Origin of the sequence: Nitrobacter sp., assembly GCF_047149785.1 — a bacterium.
Taxonomy (GTDB): domain Bacteria; phylum Pseudomonadota; class Alphaproteobacteria; order Rhizobiales; family Xanthobacteraceae; genus Nitrobacter.
The window spans coordinates 350,884-372,145 of sequence record NZ_BAAGBE010000001.1 but is presented as its reverse complement, the minus strand read 5'-3'; the positions used below and the strand labels follow the sequence as shown (position 1 = coordinate 372,145).

Sequence of the window (21,262 nt, the reverse complement as noted above, 5' to 3'; positions counted from 1 at the left end):
CGCTCAGACGCCACCCGCTTCGGTATGGAGCCACGCTTCGCCGCAGGCTTTCGCCAGTTCGCGCACGCGCAGGATGTAGCTTTGGCGCTCGGTCACCGAGATCACGCCGCGCGCGTCGAGCAGATTGAAGACGTGGCTCGCCTTGATGCACTGGTCATAGGCCGGCAGCGCCATCAGGTGCGCCGCGTGCTTGCCGGGCTGCTTCGGATCATCCCGCCAGCCCGCGTCGAGATATGTCTTGCAGGCGCCTTCGGCCATCCTGAACTGCTCGAACAGCATCGCGGTGTCGGAGTGCTCGAAGTTATGCCGCGAATATTCCTGCTCGGCCTGCAGAAAGACGTCGCCGTAGCTCACCTTGTCGGCGCCCTCGCGGCCGTTGAAATTGAGATCGTAGACGCGGTCGACGCCCTGCACGAACATCGCCAGCCGCTCCAGCCCGTAGGTGAGTTCGCCCGCCACCGGCGCGCATTCGACGCCCGCCACCTGCTGGAAGTAGGTGAACTGGCTGACCTCCATGCCGTCGCACCAGCACTCCCACCCCAAACCCCACGCCCCCAGCGTCGGGCTTTCCCAGTCGTCCTCGACGAAACGGATGTCGTGCAGCGCGCTGTCGACGCCGATGGCGGCCAGCGATTTCAGATAGAGGTCCTGAATGTCCGGCGGCGACGGCTTGAGGATCACCTGAAACTGATAGTAGTGCTGCAGGCGGTTGGGATTTTCGCCGTAGCGGCCGTCCTTGGGACGGCGCGAGGGCTGCACATAGGCCGCGTTCCAGCGTTTCGGCCCGAGCGCGCGAAGCGTGGTCGCGGGATGGAAGGTGCCCGCCCCCACCTCCATGTCATAGGGCTGCAAAATGACGCAGCCATAGTCCGCCCAGTACCGTTGCAGGGTCAGGATCAGGCCCTGGAACGAGCGTTCCGGGCGCATGTGCGGAGGCAGGGAGTCCATCTGTCCTTGATCGGAGATTCGCGAGGCTGAACGCGCGGGACCGTATCGGCCGGGGAAACCCAAATCAAGGCGATGGCGGAACAACGGTTACCGGTGTTGCCGGCAATTGAGCGATTTGCGACGGGGAGCGCTAACCGGCAGGCCAGATCAGGCCGCCGCACTTGGAGACTGTTAGGGTTCGCCCGCTATCGGAGACGGGCGCGGCGGCTACGAGCCGTGCGTACCTCCAAGCTTGCAGCCGGCTTCGCCGGGCGATGCCCCGCCCCCGAAAGCCGGCGCAAGCGCCGGAAGGCCGGGTATAGAGCGGAATCCACCAGAGCGTTTTCAAAGCGAAGTGGCTACCGGTTCGCGTCAAGAAAACGCGTCAAACCAAAAAATATAGAGCCCGCTTCTGATTCATCAGAAGCGGCAAAGGCTCTAGTCAGGCCGGTAGGCGCCGGTGCGAGGGTCGCGCCGCAGCGTCGGAATATCACGGGAGCGCGCCTCGGCGACGCGCGCCATCCGTGCCTCCTCGAGTTCCTGATTGATCCGCCGGGCCGTCTGATAAAGCCAGCGAACCGCGACCATCCCACCCAGGGTAGCTGCAAGTGCAATCAGCGGCGGCATCGGTCGATCCTCTTCGTTCGTTACCCCCAATCGACATTATTCTCTCCCAACCCGATCGTTCCCGCAATCGCTGTTTCGAGCCCAAATGAAGGGCTTCGGCGGCAGAGCCAGGCCTAAAATCCGAATTTGGCCCAGATCGCACGTGTCTCGAGGGCTGAGATCAACTCGTCGGGCACCCCCAGGGGGCCGCCGAACGAGGTCAGGGCTCCGGCTCCCGCTTTGCGACCAAACAACCCCGCCAGGAGACCGGTCGAAGGCGCGATCAGCGGCGTCAAGACCTTGTCACCGAACCGCGCCCGCAGCGTCGAGCGGGGATCGCCGATCGCGTCGGCGAGGCCGAGCGCGACCGATCGTTCTCCAGCCCAGTATTCACCGGTGAACAAAAGGCTGTCCGTCTCCTTCAGCCGCGACCCGCGGCTTGCCTTGACCAGTTCGATGAAGGTGGCGTGGATCTCGCGCTGAATGGCTTTCAACCGCGCCACATCGTCGGGATTTTCAGGCAGGAAAGGATCGAGCGTGGCCTTGTGTTCGCCGGAGGTGTAGAGCCGGCGCTCGACGCCGATCTTTTTGATCAACTCCGTGAATCCGAAACTGCTGCCGACCACGCCGACCGAACCCAGGATCGACGACGGATCGCAGAAAATCTCGTCGCCCGCGCAGGCGATCATATAGCCGCCGGAGGCGGCGACGTCCTCGACGAACACCAGCACCGGAAGCTTTTTCTCCTGCGCGAGGTGCCGGATTCGCAGGTAAATCTGGCGCGATTGCACCGGCGAGCCGCCCGGCGAATTGATGACGAGCGCCACGGCCTTGGCGTTGTCCATCGCGAACGCCCGTTCCAGCGTTTTGGCAACCCCTGCGAGCGTGACGCCCGGCCGGAGCGGCGTCACAGCGCCGATGACGCCGGACAATCGCACCACCGGCACCACCGGGGTCCCGCGCCACCGCTTGGGCACCAGTTTCATCAAGACTGCTCTCATGCCATTTCCCTGCATCGCGGCAGTTTTGCAACATGCAACTGCCGGAGTCAGGCAAAGATGTATGCGCTGGTGAGGATTTTGGTAGCCTTCTCAAGGCCTTTTACTTCACATCTGCTCCAAGTCGCGTGCAAAGACAGACGTCCGCGATCGCCCGGCACAAGCTCATCCTCTGTCAGAACGCGAGAATCTGGCCGCCTGCGAGAACGTCATGAGCCTCTTTGCCGGGAAGGCCCGCCTCGTCGCTGAGCATCAAACCCCAACAAATCCTGAGCGGAGCACGGCTGCCCTTGACCGCGCGCACCAGGATGCGGATCGCGGCCTTGCCCGCATCCGGATGCACCGGCCGGATCGCGATCCCGCCAAAACCACGGCCGAGCGCCGCCAGCACCTCGGCAAGGCCGTCGCTGCGCCAGATCAGGCTGAGCACCCCGCCGGGTTTCAGCACGCGCCGCGCCGCATGCACCCATGCCTCGAGCATGGCAGGCTCCGAGACGTGCGCCGCGCGCCGGCTCTGGTCCGGCGACGGCCGATGGCGGACCGGATCGTTGAAGGGCGGATTCATCAATACGACGTCGGCGCTGTCGGGGCCAAGACCGGCAGCCGCGAAAGCCTCTGCCCGATCCGCGATATCGAGGGCGCATATCCTCGCCTCGATGCCGTTGAGTATCGCGTTGCGGCACGCCAGATCGGCGAGGTTCTCGTCGCGCTCGACCAACGTCAGGCCGATGCCGGCAAGGCGCGTCGCCAGCGCGAGCCCGGCGGCGCCGACACCCGCACCGAAATCGACGACATGATCGCCGGACTTGCCCGGCGTCGCGGCGGCGAGCAGCATCGCATCGTGACCGGCGCGATGCCCGGATACGGGTTGATACAGCCGCAGCCGTCCGCCGAGAAACGCATCCTCTCCATATTCGGGCAGGTTGCCGGTCATCGTCCGGCGTCGTCGGGCCGCAATTCATGGCCCAGCCCGGCCTCGGTGAGAAGCTGCCGCGCCTCGCGGTCGTCGTCGTCCTGCACCAGGATGCGGCGCGGCAGAACGCCGAGCGATCCCTCGATGACGCTCATGTTCTGATCGAGCACCATGTGATAAATGCCTGCGCCGTCCAGCAGCGCGCCGATCGCCGACACCAGCACAACGTCGTTGGTTCGAACCAATTCGCGCAACGTCATATTCTCCCGACACGCTCAGCTTCACACCCCTGTGGCCCATGTCAACCGCCACATGTCAACAGCTACCTGCGCTTGCCGCGCCAACCGCCGCTTTCTATTGTAAGCGGCGTGAATTGCGCAAAACCGGAGATTTTTCTTGGCGGTCATTGTCCCATTCGAAAGTCACGCGACGGACTCCATCGATCAGCTCGTGGCGCTCGTCGCCGCCGACATGGAACGTGTCAACGCCACCATCCTGTCGCGAACCGGGTCGGACGTCACGATGATTCCGGAGGTCGCCAACCACCTGATCTCGTCCGGCGGCAAGCGGCTGCGCCCGATGCTGACGCTGGCGATGGCGCACCTTGCCGGCTATTCCGGCGACGGGCACGTCAAGCTCGCAGCCTCCGTTGAATTCATGCACACGGCGACGCTGCTGCACGACGACGTGGTCGATGAGAGCGAGCTGCGCCGCGGCAAGCTGTCGGCGCGCATGGTGTGGGGCAACGAGGCCAGCGTTCTCGTCGGCGACTTCCTGCTCGGACAGGCGTTCCGCATGATGGTCGAGGTCGGCTCGCTGCGCGCGCTCGACATCCTGTCGGCGGCGGCCGCCACCATCGCGGAAGGCGAGGTCATGCAGCTCGCGGCGGCGAAGAACACCGCCACCACCGAGGACGAATACCTCGCCGTCATCCGCGGCAAGACCGCCGAGCTGTTCGCCGCCGCCTGCGAAGTCGGCCCGGTGCTCGGCGGCCGTCCGAAAGCCGAAGAGACGGCGGCGGCTTCCTTCGGCATGAATCTCGGGATCGCCTTCCAGCTTGTCGACGATGTTCTCGATTACGGCGGCAAGTCGGCGAAGCTCGGCAAGAACGTCGGCGATGATTTCCGCGAGGGCAAGATCACGCTGCCGGTGGTGCTGGCGTTCCGCCGCGGCAACGATAGCGAGCGTGAATTCTGGGTGCGGGCGCTCGAGGAAGGCCAGATCGGCGACAACGATCTCAATCACGCCATCGGGCTGATGACCAAGCATCGTGCGCTGGAGGATACGCTCAACCGCGCCCAGCACTACGGCGCGATGGCGGTCGATGCGCTGGCGCTGTTTCCGCCGTCGCCGATGAAGAGCGCCCTGGAGCAGGTCGTGGCGTTCTGCCTGGCGCGGTCGCACTGAAAAAATCCCGGCAACTCCCGCAATCGTCATTCCTGACGCCGCAAGGCGGCGATCCGGAATCCAGTATTCGCAGATTTTCTTGTCGCCGGATTCCGGGTTCGCGCTTCACGCGCCCCGGAATGACCTGAAAGACTTTTCAACAGCCTTAATTAACTCAGCGTCCCCGCATGGACCCACCATTGCGGATGATCGCGTTGGATGCTCTGCGCGGCGCGGAGCGCGTCCGCCTCGTCGCCGAGGATCGCAAAGCAGGTCGCGCCCGAGCCCGACATCCGCGACAGCCGCGCGCCGGTTGCGCGCAGCCTCGCGAGCACCTCGCCGATGACAGGCTGAACGCGGATCGCAGGCGCTTCGAGGTCGTTGGCGCTGTCGGCGAGCATGGCGAGCCAATCGTTCATCGGCGCGCCGGCTTTCGGCCACGCGATCGCGTCGGAGACAACGGCGTGCCGTTCGCCGCTGCGCAAGCCAAGCGCGGCGAAGACGTCCTTCGTCGCGACGGAAACGCGCGGATTGACCAGCACGGCTGGCATCGCAGGCAAACCCACCGGCTGCAACGTCTCGCCGACGCCGGTCATCACGCAGGCTTCCGAGCGGACGCATACCGGCACGTCGGCGCCGGTCAGCCGCGCCGCCTCGATCAGCCGCGGATCGCCGATCGCGATGACGTTGACCTTCGCAAGAAGCCGCAACGCCGCGGCCGCGTCCGCCGAGCCGCCGCCGATGCCGGCCGCGACCGGCAAATGCTTGTCCAGCGCGAAAGCGCCCGTCTTCAGATTTGCGACCCGCTCACCAAGCAGGCGCGCGGCCTTGAGAACGAGATTGTCGGCAATCGCGCCGCACTCCTGCGCGCGCGGACCGCAGGCCGCGAGCGACAGGTCCGCGCCCGGCGTCAGGGTCAGTCGATCGGAGCAATCGGCAAACGCGACCACGCTCTCCAGATCATGAAAGCCGTCGGCGCGCCGACCCATAACCCGCAGCGTGAGGTTCACCTTGGCGCGCGCGGTCTCGCTCAGCGCCGGTGCTGTCGATGTCGTGTTGGAGGCGCCGGTGACGACCATGGCGGATGTCAAATCCAAAACCGCGCGCGAAATCAAATGATTTCTGCCGCGCTCAGCCGCCCTTGCCGTCTTCCTTCTTCTTGTCAGCGGAAGCCGCCGCCGGGTTGTCGTCCGCCGGCAGGCCGTTTTCGATCTTGGCCTCGATCTTCGGCAGTTCTTCCGGTTCCGGCTTCATATCGCGCGCGTGCGCCCATTGAAACTTCGCCTCCAGCGTCCGTCCGACGCGCCAGTAGGCGTCGCCGAGGTGATCGTTCACCGTCGGATCCTCGGGCTTGAGGTTGATGGCGCGCTCGAGCGTCTTGACCGCCTCCTGGTAGTTGCCGGTGCGGTAATAGGCCCAGCCGAGGCTGTCGACGATATAGCCGTCGTCCGGCCGCTGATCGACGGCGCGCTTGATCATCTTCATGGCTTCATCGAGATTGAGACCGCGATCGATCCAGGAGTAACCGAGATAGTTGAGAACATGCGGCTGATCGGGCTGAATTTCGAGCGCCTTCTTCATGTCGACTTCCGCCTTGTCCCAGTTCTTCGAGCGCTCCTCGCAGATGCCGCGAAAATAGTAATAGACCCAGTTCGGCTTGTCCTTGGCCTCGGCGATCACGTCGATGCCCTTGGTGTAGGTCTTTGCGCAATCGGCGAACTTCTTGTGTCCCCGCTCGACGTTGCCGAGCGCCATGATGGCCTCCAGGTCCTTCGGATCCTGCTCCGTGACCTCCTTGAGGATCTTGATCGCCTCCTCGCTGCGATCGACGGCATCAAGGTCGGTCGCGAGTTGAACCTGCGCATTGCGCTTCAGCGGCGAGTCGGCGGGCACGCGTCGATAGACGTCGATCGCCATCTCCGGCTTCTTCACCGACTCGTAGAGATCGGCGAGCGATAGCAGCGCCATCGGATGACTGGGCGCGAGATAAAGCGCGAGTTGCAGGTAAACCAGCGCCAGGTCCTCGCCGCCGCGTCGGGTCAGAGACGCGCCGATGCCGTATAGGGCTTCGGCCGCGCCGGTTTGCGGCGAACTGACGAGCTGCGGCAGTTTCTTGCCGGCCTTGGCCTCCCTGATGCCTTCCAGAATCAGAGGATGGCGCGGCAGCTTCTTGTCGAACGACTCGTACACGGCCAGCGCCGCCGCATCGTCCTTGTTGCGCGACAGCCACCGCGCATAGGCGTCGGTGACGCGGAGCGCGGAATCGTCGAGCTTGTAGGCGCGCTCGAGACGAACGCCGGCTTCCTTTTCCCGGCCGGCCAGATCGAGCAACATCCCCGAATGCAGATCCTTGAAGATGGGATACCATTCCGGCCCGGTCAGCGCGTCGATGTTGGCGACGGCCTGCTTGGTTTCGCCGGCGCCATAGTCGGCCCAGGCCGACAGCAACGTCGCCACCAGATCGGTGATCGGCCCGCGAACGGACTGGTTGATGTTTTTCCGGGCTGCGGCGTATTTCTTCAACTTGAGATTATGAACGCCGATGACCAGCCGCGCGACGCGGTTGGTTTTATCGACGGCCAGGATGCGGTCGGCGAGCTTCACGGCGGCATCGATGTCGCCCTCGGCCAGCGTGGAAATGAACGCCCGATCCAGAAGTTCGCTGTTTTTCGGATCGGTGCGCAGCGCCGAACGATAGAACTCGGCCGCGGACTTGGCGTCGCGCTCGACGCTGGCATGGCGGGCGGCGAGATAGCTGCCCGCCATCGTCATGGTGCGCAAATCATGGGCGCTCGGAAATTTCGCGGTGTCGGTCGGTCGCTCGGGCGTCTGCGCCGCCAGCGGGGCGGACAGCACGAGCGATGTCGCGGCGGCCAGGGCAATCGCCAGACAATTGAAACGAATGGACAACATTGGGATTTGCTCAGCTCCAGGTTTCACGGCGGACCCTTGGCCGGTCTCTGATGGCGCAATCCGACCGGCTGCATCGCGACGCACGCTTCTAACATTCGCATCGGCTTTGCGCGAGTGTCTTTGCGAAAGCACGTCTTCTGTGGCGGCATCGTGGCCGCCGCGCCCAGCCGCGCGGTCGTGGCATTCACGCAATTGTGGTCACATCGCCTCATAGTTGGGTCCGCCGCCGCCCTCGGGCGGAACCCAGGTAATGTTTCCGTTCGGGTCTTTCACATCGCAAGTTTTGCAATGGACGCAATTCTGCGCATTGATCTGGTAGCGTGGGCCGGTTCCCTCCTCGACCCATTCGTAGACGCCGGCAGGACAGTAACGGCTCGAAGGCCCGGCATAGACGTCGTGTTCGGAAGCCTTTTGCAGGGCCATGTCGGCGACCTCCAGATGGACCGGCTGATCCTCCTCGTGATTGGTGTTGGAGAGGAACACGGAGGACAGCTTGTCGAAGGTCAGCCGGCCGTCGGGCTTCGGATAGGCGATGGGCGCATGCGCTTTCGCTGGATCGAGCGTCTTTCGATCCGGCCTTGCGTGCGACCAGGTGCCGAACAGCGAGAGCCCGAACAGCGTGTTGGTCCACATGTCGAGGCCGCCCAGCACCACGCCGGCAATGGTGCCGAATTTCGACCACAGCGGCTTGACGTTGCGGACCTTGAACAGGTCCTTGCCGACGGCGGAATCGCGCCATGCGTTCTCGTATTCGGCGATCTCGTCATTGGCCCGTCCGGCGCCGATCGCCGCCGCGACATGCTCCGCGGCCAGCATTGCGCTGCCCATGGCGTTGTGAACGCCCTTGATGCGCGGCACGTTGACGAATCCGGCGGCGCAGCCGATCAGCGCGCCGCCCGGAAACGTCAGCCGCGGCACCGACTGATAACCGCCTTCGGTGATGGCCCGCGCGCCATAGGCCAGCCGCCGGCCTCCCTCGAACACGCCGCGGACCGCAGGATGCGTCTTGAACCGCTGGAATTCCTCGAACGGCGACAGGTAGGGATCGTCGTAATTCAGGTGCACGACGAAACCGACCGCCACGCGATCATCGTCATAGTGATAGAGAAACGAGCCGCCGCCGGTGGAATTGTCGAGCGGCCAGCCGAACGAGTGCTGGATCAGCCCGTTGCTGTGCCTGGCCGGATCGACCTGCCAGACTTCCTTGAGGCCGATGCCGAATTTCGGCGGCTGGCTGGTCTTGTCGAGAGCGAACCTCGCGATCAACTGCTTCGAAAGGCTGCCGCGGGCGCCTTCCGCGAACAGCGTGTACTTGCCTCGCAGCTCCATGCCGCGCACGTAGGAACTCTTGCGTGAGCCGTCGCGCGCGACGCCCATGTCGCCGGTCGCGATGCCGCGGACCGCGCCGCTGTCGTCGTAAAGCACCTCCGTCGCCGCAAAGCCGGGATAGATTTCGACGCCGAGCGCCTCCGCCTTCTGTGCGAGCCAGCGGCAGAGGTTGCCGAGCGAGCCGATGTAACAATGATGGTTGTTCATCAGCGGCGGCATCAGGAAGTTGGGCAGCCGGATCGCGCGGCGCGGAGTCATCCAGAAGAACCGGTCGTCCCTGACTTTGGTCTTGAGCGGGCAATCGGCGTCATCGCGCCAGTCCGGCATCAGGACGTCGAGCCCGGCCGGGTCGATCACGGCGCCGGACAGAATATGCGCGCCGACCTCGGACCCTTTTTCGACGACGACGATGCTGAGACCGGCATCGCGTTGCTTGAGCCGGATCGCCGCCGAAAGACCTGAGGGTCCCGCGCCGACGATAACGACGTCGAAATCCATGGATTCACGGGGCGGCAATTCATCGCTGCTCATGATCTGCTTCCAAACCGGCGATCGTCGCGCCTGCCATGCTCTCAGGCCTTGTTGTTTCCGATTTTTTGCTCGAGAACAACCATGGAAAACGCCCTCGGGCGCCCCACGCCGAGCGCTTTCTTCGGGTCAGTGTCCGGCAACACCGTGGATGCCATCATGAGTTCCGATTCCGCACCCGCCGCCCGAGACCTCATCGCCTTCTATCTGGAGACGGGGGTGGATTGTGCGCTCGAAGACGAACCGGTCGATCGCTTGACCGCTCGCGATCGGCCGGTCGTCGCGCCGGCAGGGGCCTCTTCCGTTCCAGCGCGGCAGCCGCCAACACGCGCGGTCGCGGCAGCGCCTCGCGGCGCGATCGCGCCGCCGCCCGAGATTGCCATCGAATCCGCGCGCGAGGCCGCCCGCACCGCCCCCTCGCTGGACGTGTTGCGAACCCTGCTCGACAGCTTCGAGGGCTGCGCGCTGAAATTCACCGCATCGCGGCTGGTGTTCGCCGACGGCAATCCACAGGCGCGGCTGATGTTCGTCGGCGAGGCGCCGGGACGCGACGAGGACATCGAGGGCCTGCCCTTCGTCGGCCGCTCAGGGCAGCTTCTCAACCGGATGATCGCGGCGATCGGCCTCAAGCGCGGCGACGTCTACATCGCCAACGTCATTCCATGGCGGCCGCCCGGCAACCGGACCCCGACGCCGCAGGAAACCCAGATCTGCCTGCCCTTCATCCGGCGCCAGATCGAACTGGTGAACCCCGACGTTCTGGTCACGCTCGGCAATCCCTCGACGCAGACGCTGCTGCAGACCCGCGAGGGTATCATGAAAACCCGCGGCAGATGGTTCGACTACGACACCGGCACGCGAACGATCCGCGCGATGGCGACGTTCCATCCCGCGTATCTTCTGCGCTCGCCGTCCTACAAGCGGATGGCCTGGCTCGACCTGCGCGCGATCGCCAAGGCGCTGGAAGGTACGGCGCTGGAGCAGTCGACGTCCACTTGAAAGTGATCGTTACGGCGCTTTCGGCCGGACGATGGCCCAGCCGATCCGCAGCGGGGGCAGCCGGCCATCGACGAGGCGCGCAAACGCACGCGGAATCTCCGGAACGATACCCGGAAACCGCTTGGCGATAGCGTCGGGGGGCGTGCCCGCGGTGTCGGACGCCCGCCAGACCACGACGCCGCCGAGTTCGTTGAATTTCGCCAATGTCATCCACGGCGTGCGCTCAGGCGTCGCATCGAGCAGGAGATGCGGCCGCGACGGACCGAGCGCGACGAGCGCGGCGAGTTGCGGATCGCCGGCGACCGCCGACAGCGGACGATTGGTGCGACGCTCGAAATTCTCGCCGAAGAAACGACCGATCGCCGACGCAGGAACGGATGTCGCAACCTCGGTGCTCGCAAACCACGGCTGGACAACGACCGTCGCGATCACCGCAAGCGCCGGAGCCACGACGGCGGCGAGCCACGCCGCGCGCAACACACGCAAGCGGCGTAAATGAATCAGATCGCCGGAGAGCATGACGACCGCAAGACCCGACATCAACAGCGCAATCGCCGCGCCTCCGATGATGTGATCGTCCCCGAACAGCGCCGCAACCAGACTTCCGCCGAGCGCCGGCGCGAGCGCGAAGACATAGACGAAATTCCGCGCCAGCGAATCGACCGGCGGCCGGACGATCACCGGCGCATCTTCAGGCTTCCATTTGATGAAACCGGAGTTGAGGACGACCAGCACGATGAGGCCGGCCATTGCGATCATGAGAGAGAGGAGCAGTTCAGCCCAGCGCAGGAGACGCAGGTGCAGTTCGGCAAGGTCAGGCCAAGGCAGCGCATCGAGCGTGTCGGCGCGCACCAGCCAGATCAGGTAAGGCAGCGCGAGCACCACGATCACCAGCAGCGCGAACAGCCAATCGGCCGACTCAAGGGCGATTCGGCCGCGCTCCGTCGCCAGAGCGAATATCGCCAGCGCCAGCAACAACCCGGCCGCGGCCGGCGTGGTCAGCAGCAGCAGACCGGCTTCGATCGACAGCGCGAACCACGCACTCCGGCGATGCTGTCCGATGATCTGCCAGGAATGCAGCAACAGCAGCGCCCACAGCGGGAATGCGAGCACGAGTGGTCCGAATATCAGGCCGGGCGCGCCGAACACGGTGACCGTCATGGTCAGCAAGACGGCAAGAACCGCGTGCGGACCGCCGACAATGGTCCGACCGAGTTCGTACAGAACCCGGAATGCAGCGATGAAGCAGAGCTGCGACAACACGTAAACGCCGAACATGTGGTGGCCGGCGGCGCGATAGGCGATGTCGGCAAGCCAGAACGCCAGCGGCGGCCCGAGATCCGTTCCGACCCGATATTCGCGGCCGAACGCCAGCACCGTCGCGAGATCACCCGGCGGACCTCGGTACAGCAGCAGCGGCACCGTGAGCCAGATCGCCGCCTGCAACAGCACCACGATCCAGACCACCAGCGACGGCCGGGCGCGGATCAGTTCGACAACCAGCGAGGTGAAGCGCATGAAGGGCCTGATTGGCGGCGGTCTTGCAAAATTCCGGGTGCGTGAGAGCGAGGCGGCTGCGAGTGATAAGGCGCATCAGCCGGCTAGGCAACCGGCCCGACAAATCGGATCGTCTCAGATTGCCGCTTCGATCGATATCCCGGCCGATGTTTCACTCGCAGGGACGCTTTCCCGGATCGGTGATGCGCGGTGGCGTTCGCGCGCCGCCACGACCGGCGCGAAGAAGCTGCGATGATGCGGACTCGGCCCCAGACGGTCGAGCGCCGCGAGATGCTCGGGGACCGCGTAGCCTTTGTGAGACTCAAAGCCGTAGCCGGGGCAGTCCTGCGCCAGCTTGCACATCAGCCGGTCGCGCGTGACCTTGGCGACGATCGAGGCGGCCGCGATCGACAATACCAGGCCGTCGCCGCCGATCACCGGCTCGCACGCGCAAGCGATCTCGATCCGGTCGCGGCCGTCGACGAACACATGCTGCGGCATGTCCGGCAGCGCATGGACCGCGCGCGCCAGCGCCCACAGCGACGCGCGCAGGATATTGTCGCGGTCGATCCGCGCGGTCGATGCACAGGCCACCGCGAAAGACGCGGTCGCGGTGATCTCCTCGAACAGCTCCTCCCGCCGCGCCGCCGTCAGGCGCTTGGAATCGTCGATGCCTTTCGGGATTCGTTTCGGATCGAGCACCACCGCGGCGGCGACCACCGGTCCCGCCAGCGGCCCGCGCCCGACCTCGTCGCAACCGGCGACCGGCCACACGCCACGCTTGACGAGCGTGCGCTCGCGCCGAAAGCTCGGCCGCGCGACAACGCTCGATCTTCCCGGCTTGTCCCTGGACGGATCCCGAATCATTCGGCGATGGTGCGAAAACCAACCCGCCGGCGCAACCGGGAACCGGACGCCATGCCCGCTATTCCGGGGCCTCATTGCCGGGCATGGCCACGCGACGAACGGCGGCCATGCCCTAAAACAGGCTCAACTGCCGTCCGCAGCGTCTGGGTTTTGCAAAATGGTCCGTCGTCAGTTTTGAACGCTTTTTGTTGAGACCGAGTTTTTCACAAGCGATCTCGAAGCGGCGGCCGATCATCCAGGCCATTGGCCCGGAGCCCTTCATCCGCGCGCCCCATTGCGAATCGTAGTCGCGGCCGTTGCGCATGTCGCGGATCAGCGTGAAGACATGGCGGTAGCGATCGGGGTAGTTCGCCATCAGCCATTCGCGGAACAGGTCGCGCACCTCGAGCGGCAGGCGCAGCAACACATAGTTCGCCTCCCTCACGCCGGCATGGGCCGCGGCATCGAGGATCCGCTCGATCTCGCAGTCGTTCAGCGCCGGAATCACAGGGGCCACCATTACCGTGGTCGGAATGCCGGCCTCCGACAGCATCCGCAGCGCCTCCAGCCGCCTCATTGGCGTCGATGCGCGCGGCTCCATCGTGCGCGCCAGCCTGGGATCGAGCGAGGTCACCGAGATCGCAACCTTTGCCAGGCTGCGCTTCGCCATGCGCGACAGGATGTCGATGTCCCGCGTCACCAGCGCCGATTTCGTCACGATGCCGACCGGATGCGACGCACGCTCCAGCACTTCGAGAATGCCGCGCATGATCTTCCGGTCGCGTTCGACCGGCTGGTAGGGATCGGTGTTGGTTCCGATCGCGATCATCTTCGGCTCGTAGCCGTCCGCCGCCAGTTCCTTCTCCAGCAAGGCGGGGGCGTCCGGCTTCGCATACAGCTTCGATTCGAAATCCAGCCCCGGCGAAAGGCCGAGATAGGCATGGGTCGGCCGTGCAAAACAATAGACGCAACCGTGCTCGCAACCCCGATAGGGGTTGATCGAGCGGTCGAAGCCGATGTCGGGCGAGTCGTTCCGGGTGATGACTTTTCGCGCGGTGTCGATCGCGACCGTGGTCTTGAACGGCGGCAGTTCGTCGAGACTCCGCCAGCCGTCGTCAAAGGCGGTGCGCGCTTCGATCTCGTATCGGCCGCTGGCATTGGACTGCGCGCCGCGCCCCCTCCTCCGCTCGCGATCGATCGCGACCTCGAGCTCGGCGAAGGGAGGCGCGGCGTCCGCCGGTCCGGGGGGCGGCGTGACCGGCGAATGCCTGCGGGCAAGAGAAGACGCTCTGCTCATGCATGGACAAATAACATGCATTCAGAACAAATCAAGAACAAAATCTCCACGATCCCCGGCCGTTGCGCGCCGTCAGGCCGAGGCCCCCTTGGCCTTCGGGCGGCGCAGGTGTTCATCGAGCCTCGGCATGATCTCGACGAAATTGCAGGGACGCGTGCGGTAATCGAGCTGGGGCGCGAGGATGCCGTCCCAGCCGTCGCGGCAGGCTCCCGGCGAGCCGGGCAGGCAGAAGATGAAGGTGGAGCCCGCGGTGCCGGCGGTGGCGCGGCTCTGAACGGTCGAGGTGCCGATCTTGGCGTGGCTCATCATGTGGAAGGCGACCGAGAAACCGTCCATCCGCTTCTCGAACAGCGGCTCGACGGCCTCGGGGGTGACGTCACGCCCGGTGAACCCGGTCCCGCCGGTGGTGATGACGACATCGATGCCCGCGTCGGCGATCCATCTTTTGATGACGGCGCGGATCGCCTCGACGTCGTCGGTGACGATCTCGCGGGCGCCGAGCTTGTGACCGGCCGCCGTCAACCGCTCCGCCAGCGTCGTACCCGACTTGTCATCGGCGAGCGAGCGCGTGTCGGATACCGTCAGCACCGCGATATTGAGCGGGATGAATGGTTTTGTCTCGTCGATGGACGGCATGGCGGAACTCCCGTCATGCCCGGCCTTGCGCCGGGCATCCATGTCTTCAACACCTTCCCGACGAAAAAGACTTGGAGAGCCGGGACGCGCCCGGCCACGACCATCATGGCATGGCGGCTTCTAACTCACAAACTATCCGCGGCGAAGGTATTGCAGGCCTGCACGGTGCCCTGCTGGTAGCCGGTCATGAACCAGCGCTTGCGCTGCGCCGCCGAGCCGTGCGTGAACGAGTCCGGCACCACATGGCCGGTCGCCTTTCGTTGCAGCGTGTCGTCGCCGATTGCTGAAGCCGTCGTCAGAGCGGCATCGATGTCGCCTGCCTCGAGAAAGTTCGGACGTTTCCTCTCCTCGCGGTTCACCCAGACGCCGGAGAGGCAATCCGCCTGCAGTTCAACCTTGACCTGCAGCGCGTTCGCCTCGGCCTTGCTGCCGGCCTGTTGCTGCAATCGCGTCACCTTCGGCAGGATGCCGAGCAGGTTCTGGATGTGGTGTCCGGCCTCGTGCGCGATGATATAGGCCGCGGTGAACCTGCAGGCATTGCCCGAGCAGCCGTGGAAGCGCGTTTCGACCTGTTTGAAGAAGCTGGTGTCGAGGAATATCTGCCGGTCCGGCGGGCAATAGAACGGGCCCATCGCCGACTGCGCCATGCCGCAACGGCCGCCGTTGGTGGCGTTGCGGAACAGCACGATGCGCGGTCCCGAATAGCTCTGCCCGCTGGCCCTGAAGATTTCGCTCCAGCGATCGTCGATCTCGCCGAGCACGCCGGAGATCATGCTGCCCATTTCATCCGACGGCGCACCGGTTTTGCCCGATGGGCGGCTGTCGGTCTGATAGCTTGGCGCCGAGCCGCCGCCGGTCAGGATTTCCGCGCCGCCGATCAGGATGCGCGGATCGATGCCGAACGCATAGCCGACCAGGCCGAGGACGAGAATGGTGCCGATACCGAGGCCGCCTCGCATCGGGAATCCAAATCCGCCGCCTCCGCCCAACCCGCTGCTGTCACGACGGTCGTCGATGTTGTCGCTGTGGCGAAAATCGTCATCACGCATGGCGTCCCGTCCTCGTGTCCGACCGGTCGTGACATCGCCGCGACCCGGCGACACCAACGTAAAATTTCCCCTTCGTTAATCAATAGCCTGCCCGGCAATAATTGCCTAGTGCCGTTCAGGTTGGGACGTTCGCCTCACCGATCTATCGGACCATCGAAACGAGTCCGAACCGCGGCGTTCGCGCATGATAGCGCGGCGGGCTGCGAAAACCCCGGTGGCGACGCCTCCGCCGCTCCTGTTTCTCGTCGCTCAGTCTGAGCGTCACGCAACGTACGGTCCAACGATGTTGACGACGAAGACCGCGACCGCAACGCGCACATAAGTGAAAACGATATCGGTTCTGCGCATCACGTTGCGAAGCTCTGCGCGCCACGTGGCGAAAACGCGTCTGCAATCAACGAAAGGCATCTGCAATTAAGTCGATTTTTACTTTGGCAGGTCACTGTAGCGCCAGTCGGTTGTTTGGTCCCGCGTCGCCGACAGCGTCGCCTGAGTCAGAGTATGTGAGTCATGGTCGTGTCGCGTCGCGGGGCGTCTGCAAAGGCGCCCCGCACCAAATTTGACTCTCCCGCTTCGCGTATTGTCGTTGGCGACTGCGTCGCCGGGATGTCGAAGCTTCCATCCGGATCGGTCGATCTGGTTTTCGCGGATCCCCCCTACAATCTGCAGCTCAAGGGCGATCTCAAGCGGCCCGACGAATCGCACGTCGATGCCGTGAACGACGACTGGGACAAGTTCTCGTCTTTCGCCGCATATGATGACTTCACGCGCGCCTGGCTGCTCGCCTGCCGCCGCATCATGAAGCCTCAAGCGACGATCTGGGTGATCGGCTCCTATCACAACATCTTCCGCGTCGGCGCGATCATGCAGGACCTCGGCTTCTGGATCCTCAACGACATCGTCTGGCGCAAGACCAATCCGATGCCGAATTTCCGCGGCCGCCGCTTCACCAACGCGCATGAAACCATGATCTGGGCGGCGCGCGACGAGAACGCCAAGGGCTACACCTTCAATTACGAGGCGCTGAAAGCCGCCAACGAGGACGTGCAGGCGCGCTCGGACTGGCTGATTCCGCTGTGCACCGGCGACGAGCGGCTGAAGGGCAAGGACGGCAAGAAAGTGCATCCGACCCAGAAGCCGGAAGGTTTGCTGGCGCGGGTCTTGTTGTCGTCGTCCAGGCCGGGCGACCTCGTGATCGATCCGTTCAACGGCACCGGCACCACCGGAGCCGTCGCCAGGCGTCTCGGCCGCAGCTACATCGGGTTCGAGCGCGACCGGACCTACGCCGCCGCCGCCGAGCAACGCATCGCGGCCGTCGAACCGCTGCCCGAAGCCACGCTGGCTCCGTTCATGACCGCGCGCCAGGCGCCGCGCGTCGCGTTCTCCGAACTGATCGAGCGCGGCATGATCTCGCCCGGCGCGAAACTCGTCGATGCGAAGAAGCGTCACGGCGCGCTGGTGCGCGCCGACGGCGCCATCATGCTCGGCGACAAGGTGGGGTCGATCCACCGCATCGGCGCGGTGGCGCAAGGCGCGGGCGCGTGCAACGGCTGGACCTACTGGCACATCGAAACCAGCAAGGGTCTCAGGCTGATCGACGAGCTGCGCGCCGAAATCCGCAGCCGGATGGCCGCCGACTGAGCCACCCCATCGCCTTTCAAACCGACGGCGGACGGCTGGGCGGCGAACGCCCGGCCGCCGACAAAACTCGCCCGTTGCATCGTTCGAAAAATCCGAGCATGGAATGGCCCATCGCGGCGATCCGCCCGCGTCCCCATTCAGTTCAAGACCAAACAGAGGATTTTTTGATGCTCAAGTTCTATTTCAACGGCGCGCCGAACCCGAACAAGGTCGCGCTGTTCCTGGAAGAAACCGGCCTGCCCTTCGAACTGGTGCCGGTCGATACCCGCAAGGGCGACCAGTTCAAGCCGGAATTCCTGAAGGTGAACCCGAACGGCAAGGTGCCGGCGATCGACGACGACGGCGTGTTCGTGTTCGACAGCAATGCCATCCTGCTTTATCTCGGCGAAAAGACCGGCAAGTTCATGCCGGCCAACACGCCCACCAATCGCGCGCAACTCTTGTCGTGGCTGATGTTCATCGCCAGCGGCCTCGGGCCCTATGGCGGCCAGGCCATCCATTTCAAGGACTATGCGCCGAAAGGCATGGACTACGCCGTCAACCGCTATCTGTTCGAGGCGCATCGTCACTACAAGGTTCTCGACGATCATCTCGCCAATAGCCGCTACATGGTCGGCGACACTTACACCATCGCCGACATGGCGTTCTGGGGCTGGGCGCGCATGGCGCCGCGCGTGATCGGCGAAAGCGCCGTCGCCAAATATCCGAACTTCAAGCGGCTGCTCGACGAGGTGTCGGCGCGCCCGGCCGCGACGAGAGCGATCGCGCTGAAGGACAAGTTCACCTTCAAGACCGAGAACGACGACGAAGCCAAGGGCTTCCTCTACCGCCACATGACGACCAAGGTAGCCTGATCGGCTTTCATCTTCGGCAACGAGGCCCTTCGGCGCACGCCGGAGGGCCTTTTGCTTACGCGGCGCGACGAGACGGCGACGACGTCAGATTTTTTCGCGCGCTTTTGATTGAGTATGATCTTGTCCGAAAACCGGTTCCCGCTTTGCGCTGGCGCGGCCCTTCGGATCGGGATCATGTTCCAACCCATGCGCAATGACCTTGCGCATCAGGTTGGGAAAGGCTTCATCCTTCAGCGTCGCGATCGGCGTCCAGCGCATGCCCTCGGGCGCGCGGGTGCGCGCGGTCGCGGTCGCGGTATAGACCGCAAGCTCCAGCGGAAAATGCGTGAAGACATGCGTGACCGTGCCGGTCTTGCGCCGCCAGCGCGCGGCGCCGATTAGCGGTGCCTGCTTGCGTGCGGCCGCATCATCCTGCGCGGCGAGCCAGTCCGATGTCGGCACTTCCGTCATGCCGCCGAGCAGGCCTTTTGTCGGCCGCGTCCGGACCAGCAGGTCATCGCCGCGCGTCACCACGAAAGCCGCGCCGCGCCGCAACTCGCCCGCCTTCTTCGGCGTCTTGCGCGGAAAGGTCTCCTGGTCGCCGCGCAGCCGTGCGATACAATCATCGCCCAGCGGACACAGCGCGCAGGCCGGCTTCTTCGACGTGCAGATGGTGGCGCCGAGATCCATCAGCGCCTGTGCGGAATCTCCAGCGCGGCTCTTGCCGTCGCCGGAGCGACTCTCGCCGAGCAGCGTCGCCGCAAGGTCCCGGATGCGCGGCTTCGCCTTCGGCAACGGCTCCCCAACCGCGAACAATCGCGACACCACGCGCTCGATGTTGCCGTCCACCGGCATGGTGTGGCGGCCGAACGCGATCGCAGCGATCGCCGCCGCCGTGTAGGCGCCGATCCCCGGTAGCGCGCGCAAGCCCTCTTCCGTATCGGGAAATGCGCCGCCATGATCGCGCCGCACCGCCACGGCACAGGCGTGAAGATTGCGCGCGCGCGAGTAATAGCCGAGCCCGGCCCACATCCGAAAGACATCGTCGAGCGACGCAGTCGCCATCGCATCAATGTCCGGCCAGCGCGCCAGGAACTTTTCGAAGTACGGCCCGACCGCCTTCACCGTGGTCTGCTGCAGCATGATCTCCGACAGCCAGACCCGATAAGGGTCTGCGGCTTCTCCCGGCAGTGCACGCCATGGCAGGCGGCGGCGGTTCCGGTCGTACCAGGCGAGCAGCCGCGCGGGACGGTTGCCGTCTCCGCCTTGCATCTCGTGCGTGTTACGTATCGCCGTTGCCGCCCCTGCCATCGCGCCATTCTCGTCGATGGAATCAACCTCTCCACGTCATGCCCGGCCTCGTGCCGGGCATCCACGTCTTTTTTTGTAAATTGCCGCAAAAGACGTGGATGGCCGGAATAAATCCGGCCATGACGACGACATAACGTCGATTGCGACCCAAACGTCAATCGTGTCCCAAACAGATGCCGACATGCTATAAAGCGCGGATGTCCAAGCCCGGTCCGATTTCGGCCAAGCCGTTGTCCGCGCTGCTCGGCGATGTCTTTTCCGACGCCTATGCGCGGCAGGGATTTGCAACGCGCGAACTGGTGACGCGATGGGCGGAGATCGCCGGACCCGAGATCGCAGCGCATTCCGAACCGATGAAAATCCAGTGGCCTCGCCCCGTCGAAGGACAGCCGGAGCGACCGGCGACGCTTGTGCTGCGGGTCGAAGGTCCCCTAGCGCTGGAAGTCCAGCACGCCTCCGAGGTCATCCTGCAACGGGTCAACCGCTTCCTCGGCTGGAACGCGGTCGGCCGACTGGCCTTGCGGCAGGCGCCGTTGTCACGCAAGCCTCCGCGAAAGGCAGCCTGCCCGCCGGACGAGGCGGAGATCGCCAGCGTCGCCGGGACGTTGTCATCGATCGACGACGACGGTCTGCGCGCGGCGCTGGCGCGGCTCGGCGCTTCGATCAAACGAAATTGACGCCGTCGGCGCGCCGGCCGCCGCCGGCGCGGCATTGCCACAATTCTGGTTTCGAGTTAGCGAACAAACGTGTTTTCAGGCGCCCATGCGCCGTTTCGGGAGCAAAACCCTTGATCATCACGCGCCGCGCCTTCAATGCCGCCCTCTCGCTGAGCGGACTCGCCGCCTTCGCAGGTCTCTCGCCCTGGCGCCTGATCGGCGAGGCCATGGCCCAGAGCGTCACCGCCGCCGACGTCGCCAAACCGGTCTCGCTGCCGGACATGGCGCTCGGCCCCAAGGATGCCGCCGTCACCATCACCGAATACGCGTCGATGACCTGTCCGCACTGCGCGCGCTTTGCTGAAAGCGTGTTCCCGAAGATCAAGGCGGAATACATCGACACCAACAAGGTCCGCTACGTGTTCCGCGAGTTTCCGCTCGACATCAAGGCGGCGGCCGGCTCGATGCTGGCCCGCTGCATCGCCAAGGACGACGCGGGAAAATACTTCGCCGTCATCGACACGCTGTTCAAGTCGCAGGATGTCTGGACCGGATCCAAGACCACGGAATCGCTCAAGCAGATCGGCAAGCAGGCCGGCCTCAGCGGACAGGAAGTCGAAACCTGCTTGAAGGATCAGGCCCTGCTCGACAAGATCGCGGCCGACCAGAAATACGCCAACGAGGTTCTGAAGGTGAATTCGACGCCGACGTTCTTCATCAATGGCGAGATGGTGAAGGGCGAGACCTCGTTCGAGGAATTCAAGGCGAAGATCGACCCGCTGTTGAAACGCTGAAGCACTGCCCGTTCGGCGCGGTACCCCGGAGGCGTCATCGTCCGCGAAAGCGGACGATCCAGCAATCAAGGCAACCGCGAGAGGGTTCTGAGCCAGTCCGGAA

At 64.7% G+C, this 21,262-nt stretch carries 20 protein-coding genes; 6 read left to right on the top strand and 14 right to left on the bottom strand.

Features of this window, described 5'->3' with window-relative positions; genetic code table 11:
- Positions 1-3: 3 nt before the first annotated feature.
- From ACMDCM_RS01655 to ACMDCM_RS01635, 5 genes are all read right to left on the bottom strand, one after another.
- Entirely contained in the window at positions 4-948 is a 945-nt protein-coding gene (locus tag ACMDCM_RS01655; RefSeq protein WP_412771939.1) for a glycine--tRNA ligase subunit alpha, read from the bottom strand.
- Between the two features lie 417 nt (positions 949-1,365).
- A complete protein-coding gene (locus ACMDCM_RS01650; protein WP_412771938.1) occupies positions 1,366-1,554 on the bottom strand; it encodes a hypothetical protein in 189 nt (62 codons plus the stop codon).
- 113 nt (positions 1,555-1,667) lie between these two features.
- Complete coding sequence (locus ACMDCM_RS01645; RefSeq protein WP_412771937.1) at positions 1,668-2,534, bottom strand: S49 family peptidase; 867 nt, start codon at positions 2,532-2,534, stop codon at positions 1,668-1,670.
- Positions 2,535-2,706: 172 nt separating this feature from the next.
- On the bottom strand, positions 2,707-3,465 hold the full coding sequence (locus tag ACMDCM_RS01640) for a tRNA1(Val) (adenine(37)-N6)-methyltransferase (RefSeq protein ID WP_412771936.1): 759 nt from the start codon (positions 3,463-3,465) through the stop codon (positions 2,707-2,709).
- Complete coding sequence (locus tag ACMDCM_RS01635) at positions 3,462-3,698, bottom strand: putative signal transducing protein (protein WP_412771935.1); 237 nt, start codon at positions 3,696-3,698, stop codon at positions 3,462-3,464. The genes ACMDCM_RS01640 and ACMDCM_RS01635 overlap by 4 nt, the downstream gene beginning before the upstream one ends.
- Before the next feature lie 142 nt (positions 3,699-3,840).
- Here ACMDCM_RS01635 and ACMDCM_RS01630 point away from each other — a divergent pair, with 142 nt between their 5' ends.
- On the top strand, positions 3,841-4,851 hold the full coding sequence (locus ACMDCM_RS01630) for a polyprenyl synthetase family protein (protein ID WP_412771934.1): 1,011 nt from the start codon (positions 3,841-3,843) through the stop codon (positions 4,849-4,851).
- A gap of 149 nt (positions 4,852-5,000) precedes the next feature.
- On the opposite strand, the gene ACMDCM_RS01625 is transcribed toward ACMDCM_RS01630, so the two are convergent.
- From ACMDCM_RS01625 to ACMDCM_RS01615, 3 genes are all read right to left on the bottom strand, one after another.
- Complete coding sequence (locus ACMDCM_RS01625; protein WP_412771933.1) at positions 5,001-5,909, bottom strand: 4-(cytidine 5'-diphospho)-2-C-methyl-D-erythritol kinase; 909 nt, start codon at positions 5,907-5,909, stop codon at positions 5,001-5,003.
- A gap of 52 nt (positions 5,910-5,961) precedes the next feature.
- Positions 5,962-7,743 (bottom strand): tetratricopeptide repeat protein, encoded by a 1,782-nt coding sequence (locus ACMDCM_RS01620; RefSeq protein ID WP_412771932.1) that lies wholly within the window; start codon positions 7,741-7,743, stop codon positions 5,962-5,964.
- A gap of 198 nt (positions 7,744-7,941) precedes the next feature.
- Positions 7,942-9,603 carry an electron transfer flavoprotein-ubiquinone oxidoreductase gene (locus ACMDCM_RS01615; RefSeq protein ID WP_412771931.1) on the bottom strand — a complete coding sequence of 554 codons (1,662 nt, stop codon included), beginning with the start codon at positions 9,601-9,603 and terminating at the stop codon, positions 7,942-7,944.
- A gap of 156 nt (positions 9,604-9,759) precedes the next feature.
- Between ACMDCM_RS01615 and ACMDCM_RS01610 the strand changes: the two genes are divergently transcribed.
- Entirely contained in the window at positions 9,760-10,599 is an 840-nt protein-coding gene (locus ACMDCM_RS01610; RefSeq protein WP_412771930.1) for a uracil-DNA glycosylase, read from the top strand.
- A 9-nt stretch (positions 10,600-10,608) separates the two neighbouring features.
- Here the strand turns inward: ACMDCM_RS01610 and ACMDCM_RS01605 are convergent, their stop codons facing one another.
- The 5 genes from ACMDCM_RS01605 to ypfJ all read right to left on the bottom strand — a co-directional run bounded on the left by ACMDCM_RS01605 (position 10,609) and on the right by ypfJ (position 15,924).
- Complete coding sequence (locus ACMDCM_RS01605; RefSeq protein WP_412771929.1) at positions 10,609-12,117, bottom strand: glycosyltransferase family 39 protein; 1,509 nt, start codon at positions 12,115-12,117, stop codon at positions 10,609-10,611.
- Positions 12,118-12,231: 114 nt separating this feature from the next.
- Complete coding sequence (locus ACMDCM_RS01600; protein ID WP_412771928.1) at positions 12,232-12,963, bottom strand: ribonuclease HII; 732 nt, start codon at positions 12,961-12,963, stop codon at positions 12,232-12,234.
- Positions 12,964-13,075: 112 nt separating this feature from the next.
- Positions 13,076-14,239: a PA0069 family radical SAM protein gene (locus ACMDCM_RS01595; RefSeq protein WP_412771927.1), complete on the bottom strand. Its 1,164-nt coding sequence runs from the start codon at positions 14,237-14,239 to the stop codon at positions 13,076-13,078.
- 72 nt (positions 14,240-14,311) lie between these two features.
- The gene (gene moaB / locus ACMDCM_RS01590) at positions 14,312-14,875 is read right to left on the bottom strand and encodes a molybdenum cofactor biosynthesis protein B (protein WP_412771926.1); all 564 of its coding nucleotides are present in this window, start codon (positions 14,873-14,875) and stop codon (positions 14,312-14,314) included.
- Between the two features lie 125 nt (positions 14,876-15,000).
- Positions 15,001-15,924, bottom strand: coding sequence for a KPN_02809 family neutral zinc metallopeptidase (gene ypfJ, locus ACMDCM_RS01585; protein WP_412771925.1), 924 nt, complete (start codon positions 15,922-15,924; stop codon positions 15,001-15,003).
- A 510-nt stretch (positions 15,925-16,434) separates the two neighbouring features.
- Here ypfJ and ACMDCM_RS01580 point away from each other — a divergent pair.
- Positions 16,435-17,565, top strand: a complete 1,131-nt coding sequence (locus tag ACMDCM_RS01580) for a site-specific DNA-methyltransferase (protein WP_412771924.1) — start codon at positions 16,435-16,437, stop codon at positions 17,563-17,565.
- 167 nt (positions 17,566-17,732) lie between these two features.
- A complete protein-coding gene (locus ACMDCM_RS01575; RefSeq protein ID WP_412771923.1) occupies positions 17,733-18,419 on the top strand; it encodes a glutathione S-transferase family protein in 687 nt (228 codons plus the stop codon).
- Positions 18,420-18,503: 84 nt separating this feature from the next.
- Here the strand turns inward: ACMDCM_RS01575 and mutY are convergent, their stop codons facing one another.
- Positions 18,504-19,709: an A/G-specific adenine glycosylase gene (gene mutY, locus ACMDCM_RS01570; RefSeq protein ID WP_412771922.1), complete on the bottom strand. Its 1,206-nt coding sequence runs from the start codon at positions 19,707-19,709 to the stop codon at positions 18,504-18,506.
- A 197-nt stretch (positions 19,710-19,906) separates the two neighbouring features.
- Between mutY and ACMDCM_RS01565 the strand changes: the two genes are divergently transcribed.
- Together ACMDCM_RS01565 and ACMDCM_RS01560 are read left to right on the top strand one after the other, a co-directional pair.
- Entirely contained in the window at positions 19,907-20,386 is a 480-nt protein-coding gene (locus ACMDCM_RS01565) for a DUF721 domain-containing protein (protein WP_412771921.1), read from the top strand.
- A gap of 110 nt (positions 20,387-20,496) precedes the next feature.
- Positions 20,497-21,159, top strand: coding sequence for a DsbA family protein (locus ACMDCM_RS01560; protein WP_412771920.1), 663 nt, complete (start codon positions 20,497-20,499; stop codon positions 21,157-21,159).
- Positions 21,160-21,262: the final 103 nt, after the last annotated feature.

Excerpts from the sequence above, each read along its gene's own strand:
- ACMDCM_RS01575 (WP_412771923.1), top strand. The coding sequence starts at position 17,733 with ATGCTCAAGTTCTATTTCAACGGCGCGCCGAACCCGAACAAGGTCGCG.
- mutY (WP_412771922.1), bottom strand. The coding sequence starts at position 19,709 with ATGGCAGGGGCGGCAACGGCGATACGTAACACGCACGAGATGCAAGGC.
- ACMDCM_RS01580 (WP_412771924.1), top strand. The coding sequence starts at position 16,435 with ATGGTCGTGTCGCGTCGCGGGGCGTCTGCAAAGGCGCCCCGCACCAAA.
- ypfJ (WP_412771925.1), bottom strand. The coding sequence starts at position 15,924 with ATGCGTGATGACGATTTTCGCCACAGCGACAACATCGACGACCGTCGT.
- ACMDCM_RS01595 (WP_412771927.1), bottom strand. The coding sequence starts at position 14,239 with ATGAGCAGAGCGTCTTCTCTTGCCCGCAGGCATTCGCCGGTCACGCCG.
- ACMDCM_RS01600 (WP_412771928.1), bottom strand. The coding sequence starts at position 12,963 with ATGATTCGGGATCCGTCCAGGGACAAGCCGGGAAGATCGAGCGTTGTC.
- ACMDCM_RS01565 (WP_412771921.1), top strand. The coding sequence starts at position 19,907 with ATGTCCAAGCCCGGTCCGATTTCGGCCAAGCCGTTGTCCGCGCTGCTC.
- ACMDCM_RS01625 (WP_412771933.1), bottom strand. The coding sequence starts at position 5,909 with ATGGTCGTCACCGGCGCCTCCAACACGACATCGACAGCACCGGCGCTG.
- ACMDCM_RS01655 (WP_412771939.1), bottom strand. The coding sequence starts at position 948 with ATGGACTCCCTGCCTCCGCACATGCGCCCGGAACGCTCGTTCCAGGGC.
- ACMDCM_RS01615 (WP_412771931.1), bottom strand. The coding sequence starts at position 9,603 with ATGAGCAGCGATGAATTGCCGCCCCGTGAATCCATGGATTTCGACGTC.
- ACMDCM_RS01605 (WP_412771929.1), bottom strand. The coding sequence starts at position 12,117 with ATGCGCTTCACCTCGCTGGTTGTCGAACTGATCCGCGCCCGGCCGTCG.
- moaB (WP_412771926.1), bottom strand. The coding sequence starts at position 14,875 with ATGCCGTCCATCGACGAGACAAAACCATTCATCCCGCTCAATATCGCG.
- ACMDCM_RS01610 (WP_412771930.1), top strand. The coding sequence starts at position 9,760 with ATGAGTTCCGATTCCGCACCCGCCGCCCGAGACCTCATCGCCTTCTAT.
- ACMDCM_RS01650 (WP_412771938.1), bottom strand. The coding sequence starts at position 1,554 with ATGCCGCCGCTGATTGCACTTGCAGCTACCCTGGGTGGGATGGTCGCG.
- ACMDCM_RS01640 (WP_412771936.1), bottom strand. The coding sequence starts at position 3,465 with ATGACCGGCAACCTGCCCGAATATGGAGAGGATGCGTTTCTCGGCGGA.
- ACMDCM_RS01645 (WP_412771937.1), bottom strand. The coding sequence starts at position 2,534 with ATGAGAGCAGTCTTGATGAAACTGGTGCCCAAGCGGTGGCGCGGGACC.
- ACMDCM_RS01620 (WP_412771932.1), bottom strand. The coding sequence starts at position 7,743 with ATGTTGTCCATTCGTTTCAATTGTCTGGCGATTGCCCTGGCCGCCGCG.